We start from the raw sequence: 17,100 nt of genomic DNA, 5'->3' as shown, positions 1-17,100 counted from the left end.
ATTGAAGAACCGTAATATACTAATCAAGTCCGTTCGCACCAAAATCTTTTCCAACAAACTAAATTTCAACAATTTCAAAGTACTCTTTCCGATTTTAATGGGACATCAATGAGATGCGTTTAAAAAGTGATGAAAATAAAAAAAATACGGTTACTGTTCTCTTTTTTATAATGCAATCGATGGTCAGCGTAGGGCGACCTGATGTTTTATAGATTCGATTGATTAACACGGAGCGATTAAATATTGTTCACAGTTTTTTTGATAAAAATATCAAATGCAAAAAAATTCTTATCCCGACGTGAACCATTTACACCCACCTGCGTTAAGATTGATGTAATGCAAACCCTAACCGACATTTTTATAGATTCATTTACTAAAAATTAATATTCACGGAAAACTCAGGATGCCCCTCCCCCACTCTCTCGGACCCCATCCTGCGCATCACATCACAACACAATTATAATTATGAGAGCATTTATCGCATCAGCCCTGGCACTCATTTGTCTGGGCACCCCTACCATCCTCAACGCACAGGCACAGCGCAGTCAGGAATTTAAAGACAAATACAAACTGAAAGAAGCCGTCGTGCTCAGCCGCCACAACATACGCTCTCCGCTCAGCGACAGCAAGAGCGACCTCGGACGCATGACTCCCCACGAATGGACCAAATGGAGTGCCGGCAAAAGCGAACTCACCTCACGAGGCGGAGCACTCGAGACCATGATGGGCCAGTATTTCCGCAAATGGGCTGTCGACGCAGGCTTGTTTCCCGAAAACTACACCCCGACAGCCGATGACCTCAACATCATAGCCAACTCGATGCAACGATGCATCGCCACAGCCCAATACTTCTCGTCGGGCTTCATGCCCGTGGGCGGAGTGCGTGTCAACCACCGCTACACCCCCAGCAAGATGGACCCCCTCTTCAATCCCCAGCTCACCAAGGTCAGCCCCGAGTTTGTAGCCACAGCCATGGAGCAGATCAACGCCATGGGCGGCAAGAAAGGCATCGTGGGCATCAACGAAGCCATAGCTCCCAACTATGAGTTCATACAGGAAGTAATGGACACCAAAGACTCCCCCATGGCCAAGAGCAACGACCCCAAGCTCAAGGATTTCACCAACTATAACACCGAGATTGTACTCGAGAAGTTCAAGGAACCATCGATGAAAGCCGGCTCGGCTCTCAAGGACCTCAACGCAGCCTCCGACGCTTTCATCCTCCAGTATTACGAGGAACCCGACTCCGTAAAGGCAGCCTTCGGCAAAAAACTCACCCGCGACCAGTGGTCACAGCTCGCACACATCAAGGACGTATATCAGGACGTACTCTTCACCGCGCCTATCGTAGCCGTCAACGTGGCCAATCCGCTCATTCAGTACATGTATGACGAGCTTCTCTCGCCCGACCGCAAATTCACATTCCTCGTAGGCCACGACAGCAACCTCTCGTCAGTAGCCACAGCTCTCGGCGTAGAAGAATACGAACTGCCCGACGCCATCGAGAAAAAGACACCTATCGGCTCAAAGATAGTAATCGAAAAGTTTGAGGGAGCCGACGGACAGGAATATGCCGACATCAACATCGTATACCAGACCGTCGACCAGCTCCGCAACATGGAACTCCTCTCGCTCGACAATCCCCCTATGATATATCCCCTCTCGCTCAAAGGCCTTGAAAAGAACGCCGACGGCCTCTACAAGCTCGCCGACCTCGAAAACCGCTTCGAAGAAGCCCTCGCCGCCTACGACGCCATCCCCGCTAAGTAAAAAGCCCGGTAAATACACAACGACAAAAGTCACAAAAGTTTCTCTTTTGTGACTTTTGTCATTTCTCTGATCGGGGATAGACTTTTTATTATCCGTAATTATCCGTAATTATGCAATAAATTCACTACAATTAGGTATTTTGAGATTGGAAATTAGTGATTAATTTTGCAGTCGGTAAATTACGCATTGACTATGAGACTATCGCAGCTCACCACCGGAGAGACCGGCGTCATTATAAAGATATTAGGCCACGGAGCATTTCGCAAACGCATGATCGAGATGGGATTTGTGCGCGGACAGGACATCAAGGTACTGATGGCCGCCCCGCTCAAAGACCCCGTCAAATATGAAATTATGGGTTATGAAGTGTCACTGCGCCGTGCCGAAGCCGACCTCGTGGAAGTGGAACCCACCGTCGACGGCCTGCCCCACGAATCCGTGGCCCACACCAACACCGTGGACGACACATGCGAACAGGTCACTGCCATACGCCACGAGAAACACAAGGTGATCAACATCGCCCTTATCGGCAACCCCAACTGCGGCAAGACATCGCTCTTCAACGTAGCCTCGGGCGCACGCGAGCACGTAGGCAATTACAGCGGCGTGACGGTCGACGCAAAGAAAGGCTCATTCACCCACAACGGCTACCGATTCAACATCGTCGACCTTCCCGGCACCTACTCTCTCGCCTCCTATTCGCCCGAAGAGCTGTATGTCCGACGCTATCTGCGCGACGAGACCCCCGACGTAATCATCAACGTGGTTGACGGCTCCAATCTCGAGCGCAACCTCTACCTCACCACCGAGCTTATCGACATGGACCGCTCCATGGTGATAGCCCTCAACATGTATGACGAGCTGGAGCGCGACGGCACACAGCTCGACTACCGCACTCTCGGCGAGATGATAGGAGTGCCCATAATCCCGACCGCAGCCAAGAGCGGCCGTGGCATCAACGAACTGTTTGACACCGTGATACGCATCTATGAAGGCACCGAGCCCTCGGTACGCCACGTGCACGTGTCGCTCGGCTCACAGCTCGAAAAAGCACTCTCAGGCATCAAGGACGAACTCAAATCACACCCCTCCGTAGAGCGTCAGTTCTCACCGCGCTATCTTGCCATCAAGCTCCTCGAAGGTGATGCCGAAGTGCAGCATCAGGTGCTCTCGCTCCCCGACGCCGAACACTTGCTGAAGATGCGCGACAAAAGCGTCGAGGAGTTCAAGCGTGTCAACCCCACCCTCGACATCACCTCGGCCATCGCCGACGAAAAATACGGATTCATAGCCGGCGCGCTCGCCGAGACAATGGTCAAAGAAGAAAAAGCCGGCTACAGCTCCACCCACATCATCGACACCATCGTCACCAACAAACTGTTTGGTTTCCCGATATTCCTGGCCATAATGACCTTCATCTTCTGGGCCACATTCTACATCGGCTCATTCCCGATGGAATGGATCGAATCACTGGTAAGCTGGCTCGGAGACCTCTCACGCGAATATCTGCCCGACGGCTGGATCAAAGACCTCGTGGCCGACGGCATCATAGGAGGCGTGGGCGGCGTCATCGTATTCCTGCCCAACATCCTCATCCTCTATGCATGCATCTCGTTCATGGAAGACTCCGGCTACATGGCCCGAGCCGCCTTCATCATGGACAGACTCATGCACCGTCTGGGTCTGCACGGCAAGTCATTCATACCGCTCGTGATGGGTTTTGGCTGCACCGTACCCTCCATCATGGCCACACGCTCCATCGAAAGCCGTTCGAGCCGACTCATCACCATACTCATCAACCCCTTTGTGAGCTGCTCGGCCCGACTCCCCATCTACGTGCTGCTCATCGGCACATTCTTCCCCTCGCATGCCACACTTGTATTTCTGAGCATCTATCTCTTCGGCATATTTGTGGCCGGACTCACTGCCAGACTCCTGCGCCGCTTCTGGTTTGGTGAAGACGAGACCCCTTTTGTAATGGAACTCCCCCCCTACCGCGTGCCCACATTCAAAGCCACCATGCGCCACATGTGGGGCAAAGGCGAACAGTATCTGCGCAAAATGGGCGGCATAATCCTCGTGGCAAGCATCTTCGTGTGGGTGCTCAACTACTTCCCGCGCCACGAACAACCCTCACCTGCAGCCATGGAGCAGACCGTGACACCGGCCGACGACTCGGCCATCGACCCCTCGTCCGACTCCTACCTGCAGATGGTGGGCAAAGCACTCAACCCGCTCATGGAACCGCTCGGCTTTCACTGGCGTGCGACAGTGGCAGCCATAGCCGGCGTCCCCGCCAAAGAAATTGTAGTATCAACGCTCGGAGTACTCTACACAGGCGACGAAGAAGCAGAGGACAGCACCCTCTCGACACGTCTCACGGAGACAAACCCCGTCACCGGCCGTCCCGACTTCACCCCGGCCATGGCACTGAGCTTCATGATATTCATCCTCCTCTACTGTCCGTGCATAGCCACAGTCACAGCCGTTGTCCGAGAGACCGGCAATCCCCGTTACGGCCTTTTCACAATCATCTACAACACCCTCGTCGCCTGGCTCTTCGCCTTCATCGTCTACCGCATCGCACTCCTTGTGCTGTGATAAAAATCAACGAATAGAGATAATAAGCGGTGGGGGAATCAGCAATCGCAGTCGCGAAGCCAATTCCCCCACCGTTTTTTCTCTATTTCTCAACTGTTTCTCGGCGGTCCGAGGATTTCAAAGGTGTCGACATAGATTTCAGTGACCGTACGCTTGATGGCTGTGCGGTCCTCCCACGTGCGGTAACGCAGACGGCCTTCGACATACAGGCGTGTGCCCTTGCGTATGTAACGCTCGGCCATCTCGGCCGCCCCGTCCCACATTATAATATTGTGCCATTCGGTGCGGCCGGGACGTTCGGTGCCGTCCGGAAGCCTGACAGGCCGCTCGTCAGTGGCAAGCGGAAACGAGGCTATCGGACGAGTCTCCACATAACGTATTTCCGGGTCACGCCCTACGTTGCCAAGAAGTATTACCTTATTTACGCTCATAGATGTCGGTTGGATTTATGCAAAATTAGCGAATTTAAGTCATATTTCTAAACATCTGTTTGTATTTGTGTGTTGATAAAGTAAATTTTTGCACGTATGAAATCTTTATTATCTCTCGTACCGCTCTTTGAACTGCTTGCCGTCGGTTCGATAGTAGTGTCATGCAGCAACAGTGAAGCACGTTTCGCCAAAGAGATTCCCGGCACATGGCAGGGAACACCCGAGACTTTTTCGGACAATTCGGCCATCACAGCCACTATCATAGACACCTATGAGTTTCTGCCGGCCGCCATGACCGCCAACGAGACTCTGTCGGGGTCTGTCACTGTCACAGGCATGGTCAACACCACCACACAGATAGTCGGTGACAGCGCGCTCATAGAGCCGCTCGGTCTCTCGGCCTCGGCCCGCACGTCAATATCGGGCACATGGACTGTGGTTGATGACGATGAGATAGCCCTGTCGCTCGACCCTCAGTCGCTCGTGGTTGAGGTTGACCCTGACGCTGTCGTGGCCAACAACAATCCTCTGGCCCTGTCGTCACCCGCTGTCGACTCCATACGCCCCGACCTGTGCAAGACTATCGAGCACGGCATACGCGTGGCCCTCACTGCCCGATATGCATCCATGCGCCACATGGATGACGTGAAGGTCAAAGGCGCGCTGCTGAAATATGAGTACAACCATGAGGATTTCGTATTGACAAAGCAGACCGAATAGGCCGTTTACATATGCTAAAATGACTCCGACCGACACGTAGTCTCGGAAAATATAATTATCTTTGCCTTTCCAAACCATTCTCATGAAGATGTACAGGAAAGGCAAACTTTATTTCCGCTACGGCACTATGGGATCGGCCAAGACGGCCCTCCTCCTTACCACCGCATATAACTTTGAGGAACGTGGCATGCGCTATGTGTGCTTCAAACCCGTCGTCGACACACGCGAGTCGACCAACGTGATACGCTCGCGCATAGGCATCGAGCGTGAATGTCGATGGATATATCACGACACCGATCTCTATGAGATGGCGCGTCAGATGTGTGAGGAGGATAAAGCCGTGACCGACTGGATACTCGTTGACGAGGCCCAGTTTCTCACCGCCGACCAGGTCGACCAATTGGCACGCGTGGTGGACGACTTCGGAAGCAACGTCATATGCTACGGCCTGCGCACCGACTTCCGCAGCAACCTGTTTGAAGGCTCGCGCCGTCTCTTCGAGATAGCCGACACCATCGATGAGATAAAATCGACCTGCACCTGCGGACGCAAGACTATAATCAATGCCCGCATAGGCAGCAACGGCGACTTTGTCGAGGAGGGTGCGCAGGTGGAGATAGGAGGCGACGACCGCTACATGGCCGTGTGCCGCAAATGCTGGCGCAACAAACGCATCGAGCAAAGCTACCGCTCGGCATTGCCGTTTGATCTCCCGTTGCCGGTCGGCGATATGGAAGATTAAACCATCGCGCAGCATGAATTGTCTATATTGAAAGGGGCACCCTTTTAATTCCACCCCTTTTTAATATCTAAAGTTATGAAACGTATATCCATTCTCTCGCTCCTGTGGCTGCTGATGTGCATCCCGGCGATGAGAGCGCAGTCATCACCCACGGTAAGTCTGGTCGACGAGACTCTTACCTATGACGTAATATACAAGTGGGGCTTTATCAACAAAGTGGCCGGATATGCCACCATGAGTCTGCGCAACGACGGAGACTGCTACAAGGCATCGGTATTTGCCGAAAACGCGCCGTGGGCCAACAGTATATATATGTTGCGCGACACGCTCTACTCCACTATGACCAAAGAGGGGCTGTATCCTCTTAAATACACCTATATAGCCCATGAGGCCGGTAAATACAAGAAGGACATAGTGACGTTTCACCATTCGGGCAACACCTTTACAGCCGAAGCTGTGCGCTACAAGCGAGCCTCGGCCGGAGCTCCGCTCTCGACCTCGACAATCAGTCTCGAGGCTCAGGGCATGACGGTCGACATGCTCAGCGCGTTTTTCTATCTGCGCACACTCGACTTTCCTTCGATGAGCAAAGGCCACAGCGTGACAGTCAACATATTCTCCGGCTCCAAGAAGGAACTGCTCACCATCACCTATATGGGACGGCAGACCGTTCAGCTCAACGGTGAAAACCTCCCGGCGTTTTACATCAACTTCAATTTCACCCGCCACGGCAAGGTGTCATCGGCCCCCATCGAAGGATGGATTTCAGCCGACGACCGCCGCATACCTCTCAAAGTGGAAGGCCAACTGCCCGTAGGCAAAGTGCGCGCACTCTACACCGGTCCCAATCCATGAGAAAAGTATTCAAGATAGCCGTGACAGGCGATGTCCACGGCATGCTCTATCCCTATGATTTCACGACTCTCTCACCCGCTCCAGGCTCGCTGGCGCGGGTGTCGGCTTATGTTAAAGACCTAAGGTCACGTCTTGGCGAAGACCGCGTGGTGCTGCTCGACAACGGCGACATGCTGCAAGGCCAGCCGCCGGTCTATTTCTATAATTTTATCGAGACCGGAGTGACTCATCCCGTGGCACGCATGCTGAAACGTATGGGTTACGACGCTCAGACGATAGGCAACCATGACATAGAGACAGGCCATCCGGTCTATGACCGCTATCGTGACGACCTGTCACCCATACCGCTGCTCGGAGCCAATGTGAAGGACACAGCCACAGGCGAGCCCTATTTCAGACCCTACACCATCATCGAGCGCGACGGTGTGAGATTTGCCGTGCTCGGACTGCTCACTCCGGCCATACCGGCATGGCTGCCTGAGGAACTGTGGTCAGGCATGGAGGTGACCGACATGGTGGAGAGCGCGCGCCGATGGGTGGAGCACATACGCCGTCATGAGCGGCCCGACATGGTGATAGGACTCTTCCACTCAGGTTACGAAAGCACCCATCTGACAGGCAAATGGCTCGAAAACGCCTCGGGACTTGTGGCGCGCGAAGTCGAGGGCATCGACCTCATATTCATGGGCCACGACCATCTGAGGGCTGTGCGCCGCGAGTCGACGGGAATACTGCTGCTCAACCCCGGCGCGCACGCCCGTCTTGTGGCCGAAGCCACAGTCACGGCCGACGTGGCACCCGACGGCCGTGTGGCCATACTCGATGTCGAGGGCGATCTGGTGCAACTCGACGGTTATGCACCCGACCCGACATTCATGGCCGAATTTGAGCCGGAACGCGCTCACACGCTCCAACTGGTCGGACAGGTAATCGGAGAGGCCTCCGGCGAATTTTCGGGGCGCGACGTCTATTTCGGACCGTCGGCCTTCATGGAACTCATACACACACTTCAGTTGGAAGTGTCGGGAGCCGACATCTCGCTGGCGTCACCCACCTCGTTTGACGCCACTCTCCATGAAGGACCGCTGCGCATCAGCGACATGTTCACACTCTACCGTTACGAAAACCAACTGTGCACACTCTCGATGACAGGTCGCGAGATTAAAAATCATCTCGAGATGAGCTACAATCTGTGGACGGCCGTAATGCACTCGCCCGACGATTCGCTGCTGAAATTCTCGACCGGCAATCATATCAAAGGCGACTATACCTTTCTCATCAATCCCTCCTACAACTTCGACTCGGCCTACGGCATAGTGTATGAAGTCGATGTAACCCAACTGCAAGGCAACAAGATACACATCATTTCGATGGCCGACGGCACTCCGTTTGACCTCGACAAGACCTACACCGTGGCAGTCAACGCCTACCGGGCCAACGGCGGAGGCGAACTGCTCACACGCGGAGCCGGCATACCGTCCGACCAACTGAAAAGCCGCATCATACACACCACCCCGCTCGACCTGCGCTACTATCTGATGGAAGCAATCAAGCGCAAAGGCACAATAACCCCGACCGTGACCCACAACTGGAAATTTGTACCCGAGCACCTCACGGCCAAGGCCATTATCCGTGACAGGGAGAGACTGTTTCCTCAACAAGACATCAGTCAGGCTTAGTGTCATAGTGTATTAGTACACTATGATACTATGACACTATGACATACCGCAGCATCATTTCATCCTCACATCCCAAGCCTCGCATAAGCGTGACATAATCCATAAAAATCCATTTTTGCATAAAAATTTCAGTCTTTCATTTAAATATTTAAGTTTTTAGCGCATCTCACATCAAAAAAATCACTATTTTTGCATCTAATTTTTTAAAAATTTAATATTAATGAAAGTCTTAAAATTCGGAGGCTCCTCAGTGGGGAGCGTCATTGGGATCAAGAATCTCAAAGAAATAGCCCAAGGGTGCGACAAGCCTGTGGTGGTAGTGGTCAGTGCCCTTGGCGGGGTCACTGATATGCTCATCTCCACGGCCGTCACAGCCGCCGCGGGCGATGAGACTTTCCGCGAAGGCATGGCCGGCCTCACACTGCGCCACCATAATATAATAGACGAAGTCATCACCGACGACCCCGCGTCGCTCAAGGCCAGCGTAGACACACTGCTCGACGAGCTGGCCTCGATATATCACGGACTCTTCCTCATACGCGACCTGAGCCCCAAGACACAGGCCCTCATCGTGAGCTACGGTGAGCGTCTGAGCTCACTGATAGTCAACCGTCTGGTCGAAGGCTCGGTGCTGCACGACTCGCGCAGCTTCATACGCACCGAAGTCAAGCACCACAAGAGTCTGCTGGCCACCGAACTGACCAACCAACTTGTACGCGCCGAGTTTTCAGGTCCGGAATATGAAGGACATATACACATCGTGCCCGGCTTCATATCGAGCGACGCCGTCACAGGCGAAGTCACCAACCTCGGGCGCGGAGGCAGCGACTACACAGCCTCAATCATAGCGGCCGCCCTTGATGCCGAAGTGCTGGAGATATGGACCGACGTCGACGGCTTCATGACCGCCGATCCGCGTGTCATCCCCACAGCCTACACCATCAACTCGCTGAGCTATGTCGAGGCGATGGAGCTCTGCAACTTCGGAGCCAAGGTGGTGTATCCACCCACTATCTATCCGGTGTGTGTCAAAAACATACCCATACTCGTCAAAAACACCTTCCGCCCCGAGGCTCCCGGCTCGGTGATACGCAATGTCATCGAAGATGACCGCAAACCGATCAAGGGCATCTCGAGCATCAACGGCACATCGCTCATCACTGTTGCCGGACTGTCGATGGTAGGCGTCATCGGTGTGAACCGACGCATATTCACGGCACTGGCCGACAATGGCATCTCGGTGTTCATGGTGAGCCAGGCATCGTCGGAAAACTCCACCTCGGTAGGCGTGCGCGACGAGGATGCAGCCGAAGCCGTGCGCGTGCTCGACAACGAGTTTGCCAAGGAGATCAGCACCGGTGCGATGTTTCCCATGCACGCCGAGAGCGGCCTCGCCACGGTGGCCATCGTAGGCGAGAACATGAAGCACACCCCAGGCATCGCCGGAAAACTCTTCGGCGCGCTGGGCCGCAGCGGCATCAGCGTCATAGCCTGCGCGCAGGGCGCGAGCGAAACCAACATCTCGTTTGTGGTCAACGGACAGTCGCTGCGCAAGTCGCTCAATGTGCTCCACGACTCGTTTTTCCTCAGTGAATACAAGGAGGTCAACCTCTTCATATGCGGTGTCGGCACCGTCGGCGGCATGCTCATCGAGCAGATACGCTCGCAGAAGGAGGAGCTTATGCAGACCCACCGTCTGAAACTCAACGTCGTCGGCATCGCTTCAAGCAAGCGTCTCGTCCTCGACCGCGGCGGCATCGATCTGGCCAACTATCGCGAGGCTCTCGAGAACGGCACACCATCGACTCCGGCGTCACTGCGCGACGAGATAGTGAAGATGAACATATTCAACAGCGTGTTTGTCGACTGTACGGCCTCAAAGGAGATAGCCGAACTCTATCAGACATTTCTCGACCACAACATATCGGTGGTAGCCGCCAACAAGGTGGCCGCCTCCAACTCCTACGAAAGCTATGCCCGGCTCAAGGAAACCGCTCTGCAGCGCGGAGTGAAATTTCTCTACGAGACCAACGTCGGAGCCGGCCTCCCCATCATCGGCACCATCAACGACCTGCGTTCGTCGGGCGACCGCATACTCCGCATCGAAGCTGTGCTCAGCGGCACACTCAACTTCATATTCAATGCCCTGTCGGCCGACACACCGTTCTCCGAGACCGTACGTCTGGCCAAGGAGCTCGGCTACAGCGAGCCCGACCCGCGCATCGACCTCAGCGGCACCGATGTGATACGCAAACTTGTCATCCTCACCCGCGAGGGTGGCTACCGTGCCGAGCAGGACGAGGTGGAGCGCAATCTTTTTGTGCCCGATGATATCATGAACGGCTCAATCGAAGACTTCTGGCGTCGTCTGCCCGAACTCGACGCTGACTTCGAGGCTCGCCGCAAGGTGCTTGAAGCCGAGGGCAAACGCTGGCGTTTCGTGGCCCGCATGGAGATGGGACGCATGAGCGTAGGACTTGAGGCTGTCGATTCGCGCCACCCGTTCTACGGTCTGGAAGGCTCCAACAACATCGTGCTGCTCACCACCGAACGCTACCGCGAATATCCGATGCTCATACAGGGCTACGGAGCCGGGGCGGCCGTGACGGCGGCCGGAGTCTTCGCCAACATCATATCTACAGCCAATACTTAGAGTTTAGAGAGTTTAAAAAGTTTAGAGGGTTTAGAGAGTTTAATTTCCCTCTCTTTTATACACTCCATACTATATTTATATTCTCCATACTATCCTCTCCACCCCCCCTATATACATCGAACTAATGAAACACCTTATAATACTCGGTGACGGCATGAGCGACCATCGGGTGGAACGGCTCGGCGGAAAGACTCCGCTGGAATATGCCGACACACCCAACTTTGACCGCCTTGCCTCGCAAGGACGTTCGGGATTGCTGACTACAGTCCCCGAAGGTTTCGCGCCGGGCAGCGAGGTGGCCAATACTGCCATTCTCGGCTATGACCTCAATGAAGTATACGAGGGCCGCGGGCCGCTCGAGGCTGCGAGCATAGGCTATGACATGCAGCCCGGCGACATGGCCATGCGATGCAACATTCTCACACTCTCTGCCGCCGGCGATATCACCAACCATCACGGCGGACATCTTACTACCGAGGAGGGGCGTGAACTCATCGAAATGCTCGACCGCGAGCTTGGCGACGACCGCGTAAGATTTATTCCGGGCATACAATACCGCCATCTGCTCGTCATACGCGGTGGCAACAAGCACATAATCACCACCCCGCCCCACGACCATCCCGGCGAAGCCTGGCGGCCACTGCTCGTCAGACCGCTGCCCAACGCTCCAGCCTACGAGGAGGGAACGGAGGAAGACCGCATGTCGGCTGCCGAGACAGCGGCTTTGATCAACAATCTCATAGAGCGGTCACAGGCTCTTCTCGCCTCTCATCCCGTCAACCTGCGCCACTCGCAGCAGGGACGCCCCATAGCCAACTCCATATGGCCCTGGAGCCCGGGTTACCGTCCCTCGATGCTTACGCTCAGTCAGATGTATCCGGCTATCAAGACAGGCTCGGTCATCACGGCGGTAGACCTCATCAGAGGCATCGGACGTTATGCCGGACTGCGCCCCATCGACGTGGAGGGTGCCACAGGTCTGGCCGACACCAATTATGAAGGCAAATGCCGTGCCGCGCTCGAGGCTCTGCGCAGCGATGACTTTGTGTTTCTGCACGTAGAGGCTACCGACGAGGCCGGCCACGACGGCGACATAGACCTCAAAGTCAAGGCCATCGAATATCTCGACCGACGCGTGGTCGGCCCGATACTCGACGAGGTGACCTGCACAGGCGAGCAGATAGCCATAGCCCTGCTGCCCGACCATGCCACCCCTGTGGAACTGCGTGTACACAAGGCCGAGCCCGTGCCTTTCACCATATGGCACCCCGGCATCACACCCGACAGCGTGACAGCCTACTCCGAGGCACAATGTGCCCGCGGAGCCTACGGCACTCTCCGGCTCATGGAGTTCATGCATGAGTTCATGAATCTGTAACAACACTGATGAAAATGAAATATTACAGCACCAACCATACATCACCCGACGTGACACTGGCCGAGGCCGTGGTCAAGGGGCTCGCTCCCGACCGTGGCCTGTATATGCCCGAACGCATAGAGAGACTTCCGGCTGAGTTTTTTGACAACATCGACAACATGTCGTTTCACGAGATGGCCTGCACGGTGGCCCGGGCTTTCTTCGGCGACGACATACCCGCCTCTGACCTCGACGCCATCGTATGCGACACTCTCTCGTTTCCCACTCCGGTGGTCGAAGTCGAGCCGGGCATTTACAGTCTTGAACTGTTTCACGGCCCGACACTGGCCTTCAAGGATGTAGGCGCGCGCTTCATGGCCCGTCTGCTCCAATACTTCATAAGCCGAGGCGATGACCGCCGCAACGTCCATGTGCTTGTGGCCACGAGCGGCGATACAGGTTCGGCCGTAGCCAACGGTTTTCTGGGCGTGGATGGCATCAACGTCCATGTGCTCTATCCCAAGGGGAAGGTGAGTCCCATACAGGAATGTCAGTTCACCACGCTCGGACGCAACATCACGGCCATCGAGGTCGACGGAGTGTTTGACGACTGCCAGCGGTTGGTCAAGAGCGCGTTTCTCGATGCGGAGCTCAACGACCGTCTGCTCCTCACATCGGCCAATTCCATCAACGTGGCCCGCTTTCTCCCTCAGGCGTTCTATTATTTCAACGCATATGCCCAACTGAAAAAAGCCGGCAAGGCCGACAATCTCGTGGTGTGTGTGCCGAGCGGCAACTTCGGCAACATCACCGCCGGGCTCATAGCCCACCGTATGGGTCTGCCAATACGCAGATTTATCGCAGCCAACAATGCCAACGATGTATTCTTTGACTATCTGCAGAGCGGAGTGTACACTCCACGTCCGAGTGTCGCAACCATCGCTAATGCGATGGACGTGGGTGACCCGAGCAACTTTGCCCGCATTCTTGATCTCTATGGCAACGACCATTCGCGTATAACTTCGCTCATCTCGGGTACTACCTATTCGGACGGTCTCATTGCCGAGACTATGGCCGACTGTCACCGCCGCACGGGCTATCTGCTCGACCCTCACGGAGCTGTGGGCTACCGTGCTCTGCGACAGATGCTTTTGCCGGGCGAGACAGGAGTGTTTCTCGAGACTGCCCATCCGGCCAAATTCAAGGAGACCGTGGAGGCCCATACAGGCACAACGGTAGAACTTCCCGACCGACTCAAGGCCTTCATGCAGGGTTCGAAACAGTCGGTGGAGATGAGTAAGGATTATGAAGCGTTCCGCTCATATCTGCTTGCACTTTAGGTAACAAGATGTCTTTCAGACATCTCAAATGATACAATCCTCGTTCCGTAAGCATCCTGAGCCTTCCAGGCTCAGGATGCTTACGGCTATCAATCTCCGGATGTCCCTGGCGGGACATCTTGCTGACGTTGCATAAACCTTTTTCAACTTATGTATTCCACATTGTGACAACCTCCTGCGGACGTTGGATATCAATATCTGTGGGCAGTATGCTGACGTTGGGGAGGATAAGAGATCACAACCTGTTTCTGACAACAGAGGGTGTTGCAAAACTTATGATTTAATCAGTTGTAACATGGAAAGGCCTGTAGGGCCTGTGCGAGCTTAGGCCATGGCAAGCACCCGCGCAAGCGGTGCGCAGCCATGGTATAAAGACAGATATAAGACGGTGCGCCGCGTAGCGGTGCCACAAAATGTCATGATGGTAATTCGCTGCGACTTAACGTTTTGATACGCTTGTATTGTTGTACCGCTACGCGGCACATGCTGTGGATAATTGTTCTGTACCATGGCTGCGCACCGCTTACGCGGGTGCTTGCCATGGCCTAAGCTCGCACAGGCCCTACGGGCCTTTCCTTGCCCCTGACGGGTACAAATCAGCTACTAATAGACGTTTTGCAACACCCTCATGACTTATTCCGATTATTGCAATCTTATTGCAATCGTGATTCTTCCGGGACTTTTGTCTTTTTTGCATCACGGAAAAAACATCAGGGGCCAAGAGAGTGTTTATATAGGAAAACTCACCTCATATGTTTTCTCTCGATATGCACGATATACTCATGTGGATAGCCATAGCAAGTCTGGTCGTATTGGTCTCGACGACAGGCATGTATATCAACCGCTTTTTCATCCACCGCGCCCATCGCCGCGCGCTGGACGAACTGCACAGGCGCGCCTCGGAGTCAGAGCGGGCCAACGGGGCCGTGTCGCCGTCGGCCGAATCACTCAAGGTCAGAACATAGACCTGAGAATATCAAGCGACTTCAGGCCGGAAAGCGAGGTGACATGCAGCGTATAATATCGCAACACCATATCGAGGGCCCGGGCCCGCTGCTCGCGCGTGAATCGAAATGTCGGCATGTTGGCATAGGTCATGCGTTGCAGCCTCATGGCCGCCTCCGACTCGTCAGGCGTAAGCACCTCGCCGTGGAGAGGCATGGATTTTCGCCATATGCCGTCGCGCATATCGAGCACACTCCCCGGCGCGTAGGTCGACACATCAGGCTCGATGCCGAGCAGACGCCCCAGATGTAACAGAAAGCATATGTGGAAATTAGCCACATCGGCTGTCGGCATGCTGTCGAGATAGCGGGCCGAGGCTGCCACGTAATCATAGAGTCCGGCATCGGGCACACTCTCGCGCAAGACAAGCGAAAGCACTTCGGCGAGAAACATGGCCATCATCTGTTTGACGGGATTGGTATGAGTGCCTGTAAACACCGCCAGCGGCCGTGCCTGACGCAAAGCGAGCACTTCACGGCCCGGACGCATGTCGCTCTCACACTCCACAAGCCCCAACGGCATGGTCAACGCTCTCAGACGCGATGCACCCTTGCCTTTGCCCACCGACACGGCAAACGCCACCTTGCCCCACTCGCGGCTGTAGGCGGTGAGGATACTCTGTGTGTCGCTGTAACGCGTCATTTTCAGGGCTACAAACGAAATTTTCATGCTTAACGAGTGCTTATAAGCACAAAATTACTCATTTTTGCACATAAATAACCGTGTGAAGAGCTGATTTCAGGCATATTTTTTCATTTTTTTCAAAAAAAGTTTGCCTAATACAAAAAAACTCACTAACTTTGCAATCGCTTTTGGACAGCTATGTCTGCAATCCGGCCCATTCGTCTATCGGTTAGGACGCAAGATTTTCATTCTTGAAAGAGGAGTTCGATTCTCCTATGGGCTACAATAAAACAAAAAAAATCACATATCATAAGATGGCAAATCATAAATCATCACTTAAGAGAATCCGTCAGACCGAGTCGCGTCGCCTTCGCAACCGTTATTATGCCAAGACCGCACGTAATGCCGTGCGTAACCTCCGCAAAATGACTGATAAGGCACAGGCTGAGGAAGCATTCCGCAAAATCGGTGCTATGCTTGACCGCCTCGCTTCGAAGAACGCTATCTCTAAGAATAAGGCTGCTAACCTCAAGAGCAAGCTCGCCAAGCACATCGCTAAGATCGCTGCCTAAGGTAAGCATCCGTTAAACACTTTCGCAAGAAAGGGCCCATTCGTCTATCGGTTAGGACGCAAGATTTTCATTCTTGAAAGAGGAGTTCGATTCTCCTATGGGCTACTCAACTCAACGAAATTCCTATTACCTTCTACCTTTTCATCCCTTGTATCAATGCGATACGAGGGATTTTTTTGTGTGAGAGGGGGATTGCATAACTATCGGGCGCGATTGCTATACAATCATCCCTCTCACGATAACCGAGGGTGTTGCAAAACTTATGATTTAATCAGTTGTGACAAGGAAAGAGGGTGTTGCAAAACGTCTATTAGTAGCTGATTTGTACCCGTCAGGGGCAAGGAAAGGCCCGTAGGGCCTGTGCGAGCTTAGGCCATGGCAAGCATCCGCGCAAGCGGTGCGCTGCCATGGTGTAAAGACAGATATAAGACGGTGCGCCGCGTAGCGGTGCCACAAAATGTCATGGATGGTAATTCGCTGCGACTTAACGTTTTAATATGCTTGTATTGTTGTACCGCTACGCGGCACATGCTGTGGATAATTATTCTGTACCATGGCTGCGCACCGCTTACGCGGGTGCTTGCCATGGCCTAAGTTCGCACAGAGGTTGTTGCAGAACTATTCCTCAAAAAAACAGCAAAAGCCTCAACTTTCACAAGCTGAGGCTTTTTTATGTCCATAAAGTTTTGTAACTTTATGGTATTCAAAACTATTGAATACAAAGTTAATGTATAAGTCTTACATACCCAAC

At 53.9% G+C, this 17,100-nt stretch carries 13 protein-coding genes and 2 tRNA genes; 13 read left to right on the top strand and 2 right to left on the bottom strand.

The annotated features are described in order from the left end of the window. The first annotated feature begins 465 nt into the window (after nt 1–465). The gene (locus QGT73_RS14715) at nt 466–1,770 is read left to right on the top strand and encodes a histidine-type phosphatase (protein WP_280122910.1); all 1,305 of its coding nucleotides are present in this window, start codon (nt 466–468) and stop codon (nt 1,768–1,770) included. A gap of 192 nt (nt 1,771–1,962) precedes the next feature. Next, entirely contained in the window at nt 1,963–4,371 is a 2,409-nt protein-coding gene (gene feoB, locus QGT73_RS14710; protein ID WP_280122909.1) for a ferrous iron transport protein B, read from the top strand. Nucleotides 4,372–4,460: 89 nt separating this feature from the next. On the opposite strand, the gene QGT73_RS14705 is transcribed toward feoB, so the two are convergent. Then, complete coding sequence (locus QGT73_RS14705) at nt 4,461–4,802, bottom strand: single-stranded DNA-binding protein (RefSeq protein WP_280122908.1); 342 nt, start codon at nt 4,800–4,802, stop codon at nt 4,461–4,463. Between the two features lie 96 nt (nt 4,803–4,898). Here QGT73_RS14705 and QGT73_RS14700 point away from each other — a divergent pair, with 96 nt between their 5' ends. The 8 genes from QGT73_RS14700 to QGT73_RS14665 all read left to right on the top strand — a co-directional run bounded on the left by QGT73_RS14700 (nt 4,899) and on the right by QGT73_RS14665 (nt 15,113). Then, nucleotides 4,899–5,522: a hypothetical protein gene (locus QGT73_RS14700; RefSeq protein ID WP_280122907.1), complete on the top strand. Its 624-nt coding sequence runs from the start codon at nt 4,899–4,901 to the stop codon at nt 5,520–5,522. Between the two features lie 82 nt (nt 5,523–5,604). Next, a complete protein-coding gene (locus tag QGT73_RS14695; RefSeq protein ID WP_280122906.1) occupies nt 5,605–6,264 on the top strand; it encodes a thymidine kinase in 660 nt (219 codons plus the stop codon). Between the two features lie 75 nt (nt 6,265–6,339). Next, a complete protein-coding gene (locus QGT73_RS14690; protein WP_280122905.1) occupies nt 6,340–7,119 on the top strand; it encodes a DUF3108 domain-containing protein in 780 nt (259 codons plus the stop codon). Then, nucleotides 7,116–8,798, top strand: coding sequence for a bifunctional metallophosphatase/5'-nucleotidase (locus QGT73_RS14685; RefSeq protein WP_280122904.1), 1,683 nt, complete (start codon nt 7,116–7,118; stop codon nt 8,796–8,798). The genes QGT73_RS14690 and QGT73_RS14685 overlap by 4 nt, the downstream gene beginning before the upstream one ends. Nucleotides 8,799–9,018: 220 nt before the next feature. Beyond that, nucleotides 9,019–11,451 carry a bifunctional aspartate kinase/homoserine dehydrogenase I gene (gene thrA, locus QGT73_RS14680; RefSeq protein WP_280122903.1) on the top strand — a complete coding sequence of 811 codons (2,433 nt, stop codon included), beginning with the start codon at nt 9,019–9,021 and terminating at the stop codon, nt 11,449–11,451. Between the two features lie 124 nt (nt 11,452–11,575). Further along, nucleotides 11,576–12,829 (top strand): cofactor-independent phosphoglycerate mutase, encoded by a 1,254-nt coding sequence (locus QGT73_RS14675; RefSeq protein WP_280122902.1) that lies wholly within the window; start codon nt 11,576–11,578, stop codon nt 12,827–12,829. A gap of 14 nt (nt 12,830–12,843) precedes the next feature. Further along, nucleotides 12,844–14,148 (top strand): threonine synthase, encoded by a 1,305-nt coding sequence (gene thrC / locus QGT73_RS14670; RefSeq protein ID WP_280122911.1) that lies wholly within the window; start codon nt 12,844–12,846, stop codon nt 14,146–14,148. A gap of 767 nt (nt 14,149–14,915) precedes the next feature. Continuing rightward, on the top strand, nt 14,916–15,113 hold the full coding sequence (locus QGT73_RS14665) for a hypothetical protein (protein ID WP_280122901.1): 198 nt from the start codon (nt 14,916–14,918) through the stop codon (nt 15,111–15,113). On the opposite strand, the gene recO is transcribed toward QGT73_RS14665, so the two are convergent. After that, the gene (gene recO, locus QGT73_RS14660) at nt 15,103–15,822 is read right to left on the bottom strand and encodes a DNA repair protein RecO (protein WP_280122900.1); all 720 of its coding nucleotides are present in this window, start codon (nt 15,820–15,822) and stop codon (nt 15,103–15,105) included. The genes QGT73_RS14665 and recO overlap by 11 nt on opposite strands. Before the next feature lie 166 nt (nt 15,823–15,988). Between recO and QGT73_RS14655 the strand changes: the two genes are divergently transcribed. The 3 genes from QGT73_RS14655 (at nt 15,989) to QGT73_RS14645 (ending at nt 16,454) form a co-directional block, all read left to right on the top strand. Then, a tRNA-Glu gene (locus tag QGT73_RS14655) sits at nt 15,989–16,060 on the top strand. A 31-nt stretch (nt 16,061–16,091) separates the two neighbouring features. Beyond that, nucleotides 16,092–16,349: a 30S ribosomal protein S20 gene (rpsT, locus tag QGT73_RS14650; protein WP_280122899.1), complete on the top strand. Its 258-nt coding sequence runs from the start codon at nt 16,092–16,094 to the stop codon at nt 16,347–16,349. A 33-nt stretch (nt 16,350–16,382) separates the two neighbouring features. Continuing rightward, nucleotides 16,383–16,454 (top strand) — tRNA-Glu (locus QGT73_RS14645). The last annotated feature ends 646 nt before the right edge of the window (nt 16,455–17,100 follow it).

The sequence above is a fragment of the Duncaniella muricolitica genome, assembly GCF_910574735.1.
Taxonomy (GTDB): domain Bacteria; phylum Bacteroidota; class Bacteroidia; order Bacteroidales; family Muribaculaceae; genus Duncaniella; species Duncaniella muricolitica.
The sequence above is the reverse complement of the archived record's forward strand: the minus strand, read 5'-3'. Positions and strand labels throughout refer to the sequence as shown.

What these genes read in the sequence shown, in the direction of transcription:
- rpsT (WP_280122899.1), top strand. Translation starts at nt 16,092, where the DNA reads ATGGCAAATCATAAATCATCACTTAAGAGAATCCGTCAGACCGAGTCG.
- QGT73_RS14675 (WP_280122902.1), top strand. Translation starts at nt 11,576, where the DNA reads ATGAAACACCTTATAATACTCGGTGACGGCATGAGCGACCATCGGGTG.
- QGT73_RS14700 (WP_280122907.1), top strand. Translation starts at nt 4,899, where the DNA reads ATGAAATCTTTATTATCTCTCGTACCGCTCTTTGAACTGCTTGCCGTC.
- thrC (WP_280122911.1), top strand. Translation starts at nt 12,844, where the DNA reads ATGAAATATTACAGCACCAACCATACATCACCCGACGTGACACTGGCC.
- QGT73_RS14715 (WP_280122910.1), top strand. Translation starts at nt 466, where the DNA reads ATGAGAGCATTTATCGCATCAGCCCTGGCACTCATTTGTCTGGGCACC.
- QGT73_RS14695 (WP_280122906.1), top strand. Translation starts at nt 5,605, where the DNA reads ATGAAGATGTACAGGAAAGGCAAACTTTATTTCCGCTACGGCACTATG.
- QGT73_RS14685 (WP_280122904.1), top strand. Translation starts at nt 7,116, where the DNA reads ATGAGAAAAGTATTCAAGATAGCCGTGACAGGCGATGTCCACGGCATG.
- QGT73_RS14690 (WP_280122905.1), top strand. Translation starts at nt 6,340, where the DNA reads ATGAAACGTATATCCATTCTCTCGCTCCTGTGGCTGCTGATGTGCATC.
- QGT73_RS14665 (WP_280122901.1), top strand. Translation starts at nt 14,916, where the DNA reads ATGCACGATATACTCATGTGGATAGCCATAGCAAGTCTGGTCGTATTG.
- recO (WP_280122900.1), bottom strand. Translation starts at nt 15,822, where the DNA reads ATGAAAATTTCGTTTGTAGCCCTGAAAATGACGCGTTACAGCGACACA.
- thrA (WP_280122903.1), top strand. Translation starts at nt 9,019, where the DNA reads ATGAAAGTCTTAAAATTCGGAGGCTCCTCAGTGGGGAGCGTCATTGGG.
- QGT73_RS14705 (WP_280122908.1), bottom strand. Translation starts at nt 4,802, where the DNA reads ATGAGCGTAAATAAGGTAATACTTCTTGGCAACGTAGGGCGTGACCCG.
- feoB (WP_280122909.1), top strand. Translation starts at nt 1,963, where the DNA reads ATGAGACTATCGCAGCTCACCACCGGAGAGACCGGCGTCATTATAAAG.